This is a genomic window from Protofrankia sp. Cr1, from assembly GCF_963555865.1.
Classification (GTDB): Bacteria; Actinomycetota; Actinomycetes; order Frankiales; family Frankiaceae; genus Protofrankia.
Genome location: NZ_CAUVXO010000333.1, coordinates 1 through 5,665 on the forward strand (window position 1 = coordinate 1; position 5,665 = coordinate 5,665).

The following is a 5,665-nucleotide window of genomic DNA, read 5'->3' on the forward strand; positions in this document are numbered from 1 at the left end:
TCGTACGCCCGTCTTGTCGAAGATTGACTTGAGATGGTCCTGTACCGTGTACGGCGAAACTCCGAGCATCTGGGCCATCTGTTTGGTTGACTGGCCCTGCAGGCAGAGCTGCGTGACCTGGCACTCTCGATCAGAGAGCCCGTAGGCGAGAGCGACCAGCGGGGCGACCTCGTTGGGTGTGGCGGGCTGGATGATGACCGCGGTGCGGCCGTCGGCACCACCGGAGAGCCGAGTGCCGTACAGGAGCAGCCATGACCCGGATCTCGTCTGCACCCGAGACCGCGCCGAGACCTCAACCGAGTCGTGGCCGGTGCCAAACGCGCGGGCCCGGGCAGCGACGACTTGAACCATCTTCGACGTGGCGGGGACGGACGGTGGAGGAACCTCGATCATTTCCTCGATCCACCGCTCCGCGGCGGGCGAGATCGACTCGGGGTCGCCGTACTCATCGAACATGACCACCCCCGGACCGTCATCCCGAGGATGCTCCGTCGTCACTGCCGTCGCGAGCAGAGCCCGCCGGAAGCCGACGGCGATCGGCTCGCACAGTGAGGCCAGCAAGCGCACGTCTGCTTCGGTGAACCATGGTTCGCTCTCGTCACGGAGAAAACTCGCAGCCGCCCAGTAGGTGCCGTCTGCGACGAACGACCCGCGTAGTTCGTCACCAATGCCGCTCGCTTCGTGGGAGCGGTGCCGGGCGCTACGAGACAGGTCACCATGGGTCGCGAGACTCGTTGCACCCGCTTGCCGTCCGCTCCGAGCAAGAAACCACCACTTGTTCACATCGTCAAGGACGTACTCGTGCGTTGCCAGCCAGGACCCAGAGTAGTCGATGTTCTGGTTGAGGCTGCCGGTAAGCAACATCGTCCACGGGTCGACCGTATGCCAGCAACTGCGCTGAAAAGGGACGAGCCGGCTGAGAATCTCGCTCGTCTGTGTCGAGAACGTGACCCAGTCGAGCCCATCATCCGCCAGCCGTACGATGTCGGCGCGGGTACGGCGCAAACGGTCCCGGTTCATCACTGAATCGTAATTTCCGGCCCAAGGGGCAGCCACCCCACGATTCTGGGATGCCTCGGCACCAACTCCCCCACTGATGTGGGATTGGCCGGCGGGCCGTCATAGCCCACGATCGGTCTTGCCCGTCCAGCATGTCTGCCCTCCAGGGCGCAATAGGACCCCAACTCAGCAGGAGATGCCTGTGACGACAGGAACGTTCGTACACAGATCACCCGGCCGGGCCGACCGGGAGACGAGCACCGTCACCCCTGAGCCGATCATCCGGCTCGTGTCGGGCCCCATGGCCGCCAAGCACGTCTTCGCGGCAAACGAAACTGGGATCTTCGAGGCACTTGTCGACTCGCCCGCGACCATCGACGCTCTGGCCGCTCACACGGGACTGACCCGCAGTGCCGTGCAACTCAGCGCCGACGCCATGGTGGCGCTGGACCTGCTCGAACGCGACGGTGACACCTACCGCAACGGCGCCGCGGCGTTCCTCACCGGGCGCATGCCCGCTGACCTGCGCCCGTTCCTGCACTTCCGGGAAAAGATCAACTATCCGGCCTGCAGAGCCATCCCGGAGAGTTTCGACTTCTCCGCGCACAGACGCCTACTCGATGTCGGCGGCGGAACGGGCTCGTGGACGATCGCCGTCGCCCAGTTCTACCCGCACCTGGAGGCGACTGTCCTGGAGCTTCCAAGCGTCATCTCCATGACCCGCGCGTGCATCGCCGAGGCAGACCTCACATCACGCATCGCCGTGCAGGAAGGCGATGTCATGACCGGACATCTTCCCACGGGCTACGACGTGTTCCTGGTGGCCAACCTCATCCACTACTGGGCTCCGCGGGACAACCGTGCCCTACTGGAACGTGTGCGCCGCGCGGCCGGCCCGGACGCACGCCTCCTGCTCGCCGACTTCTGGACGAACGCCCCTCGTACCGAGCCACTCCATGGCGCACTGATAGCCGGCGAGTTCGCGTTGCATCTACGCGACGGCGATGCCTACAGCGTTGATGAGGTTCGCGGCTGGCTGCCGCAAACGGGTTGGCGATTTGTCGATTATGCTTCCCTCGCCGGCCCCCAGAGTCTCATCGTGGCCGAAGCCGCCTAAGAGCGACCGGCAATAGAGACGCGGCGTCGCGGGGCCGGACACGCACCTCGCCGTGTTGTCGTCGGTCGACAAGATCTGTTGTTACACGGTAGCCAGGCCACGGATTTTCCCTCGTCGCAGCGGTAGCAAGGAAGACCGTCCTGTTCTCGGCAATCCGCCAGGCCTTCGCGCTGGACCCGGTCCGCCAGATCATCGACACCATGCTGCGTGCGGAACTCACCCTGAGCCATGCAGGTCAGGGCCTTGCGATAGCTCGCGTCAATTGGCAAAAGAACAGCGCTAGAACCAACAGAAGTTGCCGAACTCAGGAAGCGAGGAAATCATGTCCCCCAGTAAGCAGAGGTTCCACGCGGTACCGGGCAGTCTGCGCGAGGCCCCCGCCGGCAGCCGTCGCATCCGATCGGCCGCTGCCACCGCGCCGGCCGAGATCACCATTGTATTGCACCGGCGTTCCAATGCCTCCCTGCGGGACGGGCAGACGGCCTTGGCGCGGATGGACCGCGCCGCGTTCGCGGCCAGCCGTGGAGCGGACCGGCGGGACGTTGCCCGACTGGAGGAGTTCGCACACACGCACGGACTCTCCATCACCTCGATCGATCTGCCAGCACGGTCGGTGGGGTTGGCCGGGACCGTCGGCCAGATGAACCAGGCCTTCCAGGTCGACCTGGGCGAGTACAAATACCAGGACACGACGTACCGGGGCCGCGAGGGCGAGATCTACGTGCCGGCCGGACTCGCACCTGTGGTCCAAGCCGTCCTCGGGCTCGATGACCGCCGCCAAGCCCGCCCACACTTCCGCATGGCCCAGGCCAACGGCGTCATGCCGGACACACTGGAGATCAGCTACCCGCCCCAGCAGGTGGCCCGGCGCTACGGCTTCCCCACGGACGCCGACGGATCAGGCCAGACCGTCGCCCTCATCGAGCTCGGCGGCGGCTACCACATCCACGATCTCAAGAGGTACTTCACGAACCAGAAGCTGCGCACGCCGAGGATCACCGCCATATCGGTGGACGGGGCCCGCAACAGCCCCGGCGGCAAGGACGACGGCAAGGTCGCCCTGGACATCGAGATGGTCGGGGCCATCGCCCAAGGCGCCACCATGGCGGTCTACTTTGCCCCGAACACCACCCGCGGCTTCTACAACGCGATCGCCGCGGCCCTGCATGACCAGCTCCGCCGGCCCACAGTGATCTCCATCAGCTGGGGAAATCCCGAGAACAGCTGGACCGTCCAGGCGATGGACAGCTACGACGCGCTGTTCGCCGACGCCGCGGCGCTCGGCGTCACGGTCTTCTGCGCCGCCGGCGACAACGGTGCCACCGCCGGCCTGCCCAGTGGCCTGCATGTCGACTTCCCGGCCTCCAGCCCCCATGTCGTCGCTTGCGGTGGCACCAAACTCACCGCCTCCGACGAGACGGTCTGGAACGAACTCGCCGCCGGTCACGGTGCCACCGGGGGTGGGGTCAGCCGGCACTTCGCCCTGCCTGCCTATCAGCAGAATGCGCAGGTGCCGCTGAATCCACTGAACAAGCCCGGCCGCGGCGTACCCGACGTGGCAGGCGACGCCGACCCGCTCACCGGCTACGAGGTGCGGGTCGACGGACAGGACGCCGTGGCCGCCGGCACCAGCGCCGTCGCGCCCCTGTGGGCCGCCCTCACCGCCATCGCCAACCAGAAGCTCGGCAAACCGATTGGTGCACCGCACAGTACCCTCTACGATCTGGCTAACAGCAACGGCGCTTTCCGCGACATTGTCACCGGCGGCATCGACGGCTACGACGCCCGCCAAGGCTGGGATGCCTGCACCGGGCTCGGCACCCCGGACGGCATGAAGATCATCCAGGCGTTCGCCACCGCCTGATCGGGGTTTCAGGATGAGAGCAGCCGTGGCGGTGTGCCGCCACGGCTGCTCTATGTCGATTGCCGACATGAATATGGCGGGTGGCGAACTCCCCTTCAGGGATTGCCGCGGGGCCTGCGGCATCCAAGGCAGTCAGCGGAGGCGGACGGCAATCAGACATGCGTCATCGTCGGTATCGGGGGTAGTGCCCTGGAGGATATTGTCGGCGTAATGCTGGAGGTCGCCAATGGGCTGGCCGGCGAGAGACAACAGCGCTTCAAGGGTCTCGCCGAGGGCGGTCGCACGGCGTTCGACAAGACCGTCGGTAAACAGCAGGAGGCCGTCGTCGACCTGGAGGGATACGGTGGCCTCCTCGTAGCAGCTGCGGACGTCCGCGCCAAGGAGCGTGCCCTGGGGTGGGCACAGCGTCCGCGCAGCGCCACGGCGGACGAGAACGGGCGGGAGGTGGCCGGCTTGCGCCCAGCGCAGCATGTGGGTGGTTGGCTTGTACAAGCCGCAGATGACGGTTCCGGTGATGTTGTCGGTGAGGTGGTAGGCGACACTGTTCAGCCAGGTGAGGAGCTGGGCGGGGCCGGCTCCCGTCATGGCGAGGCCGCGCAGGCTGTTGCGTAGTGTAACCATGCCTGTGACAGCGGTGATACCATGTCCGGCGATGTCGCCGATGACGAGGAAAACATCCTGGGAGGGTAGAACCACGACGTCATACCAGTCGCCACCGACCAGGTGATCCTGCTCTGCCGGGCGGTAGCGGACGGCGACATCCAGGCTGGCGGCCTGGATGGGGTCCGCCGAAGACGGCGTGATGGCATGCTGCAGCTGCAGGGCGAGACGGTGCCGATCCTCGGCTCGCTGTTCGGTGTCAGCAAGTTGCTCACGGGTGGCGGCAAGCGCTACTTGTGTGTGATATTGGGTCGACAGGTCCTGGTAGGCGCCACTAACGGCGATGAGGGCTCCGGCTGAATCCGTCACCGGTTCGCCAAACGCGCGTATGTGCCGTGTCACACCATCCACGCGGACAAGCCGGAAAGCGACGGAGGCTGGTCGTCGCATTGTCAGCAGCGTCTTCCGGAAGCGATCGACTGCGCCGATGTCCTCGGGGAGGACGTGGGAGTCCAGGTCCTGTAACGCGATGGGCGTGGCTGTGGGTGCCAGCCGGAACAGCGCGAAGGTGTGGTCAGTCCAACGCACGTCGCCGGTGCGAAGGTCTTGCTGCCAGCCACCCAGCTGACCGAGCCGCTGCGCGTGCTGCAGGAGAGCCGCGAGTCCGTCGGTGCCGTCCGTTGGACGCCATGTGATCACGATACCGTCGTAGAGCCGGGCTATGCGCACGTCCATGTCGACCGCAACAGTGGCGTCGCCGGCAAGGACGCGGACGACGACGCCCGCGGCGTGGTAGGGCCGGCCCGTCGTGAGCACATTCACGGCGCGGTTGAACAGTCCGCCGGACACTGCCAGCAGCGGATAAACGTGCAGCAGCTGGCAGCCGAGAAGGTCGTGTGGATCGCGACCTGCCGGATCGACGAATCCGTCGCTGACATGGTTGATGTAGAAGTCGATGATTCGCCCATCGTCGTCACGGACAGTGTGGGCGAGGAGGGTCGAGGTCAGTAATCCGTCCAGCAGGGCAGGAAGCCACGCAACCCGACTCGGGTGGGTACGCCCCTGCGCGGTGCCCAGGCTTTGGG

At 66.0% G+C, this 5,665-nt stretch carries 4 protein-coding genes; 2 read left to right on the plus strand and 2 right to left on the minus strand.

The window, feature by feature from the left end; genetic code table 11:
• On the minus strand, nt 1-1,020 hold a 1,020-nt coding region (locus U9980_RS20555), incomplete at its 3' end, for a helix-turn-helix transcriptional regulator (RefSeq protein WP_322769412.1).
• 181 nt (nt 1,021-1,201) lie between these two features.
• Between U9980_RS20555 and U9980_RS20560 the strand changes: the two genes are divergently transcribed.
• Both U9980_RS20560 and U9980_RS20565 read left to right on the plus strand, forming a co-directional pair.
• Nucleotides 1,202-2,116: a methyltransferase gene (locus U9980_RS20560; protein WP_322769413.1), complete on the plus strand. Its 915-nt coding sequence runs from the start codon at nt 1,202-1,204 to the stop codon at nt 2,114-2,116.
• Between the two features lie 322 nt (nt 2,117-2,438).
• Nucleotides 2,439-3,980: a S53 family peptidase gene (locus U9980_RS20565; protein WP_322769414.1), complete on the plus strand. Its 1,542-nt coding sequence runs from the start codon at nt 2,439-2,441 to the stop codon at nt 3,978-3,980.
• Nucleotides 3,981-4,112: 132 nt separating this feature from the next.
• Here U9980_RS20565 and U9980_RS20570 read toward each other — a convergent pair.
• Nucleotides 4,113-5,665: PP2C family protein-serine/threonine phosphatase (locus U9980_RS20570; RefSeq protein WP_322769415.1), on the minus strand; the 1,553-nt coding region annotated here is incomplete at its 5' end.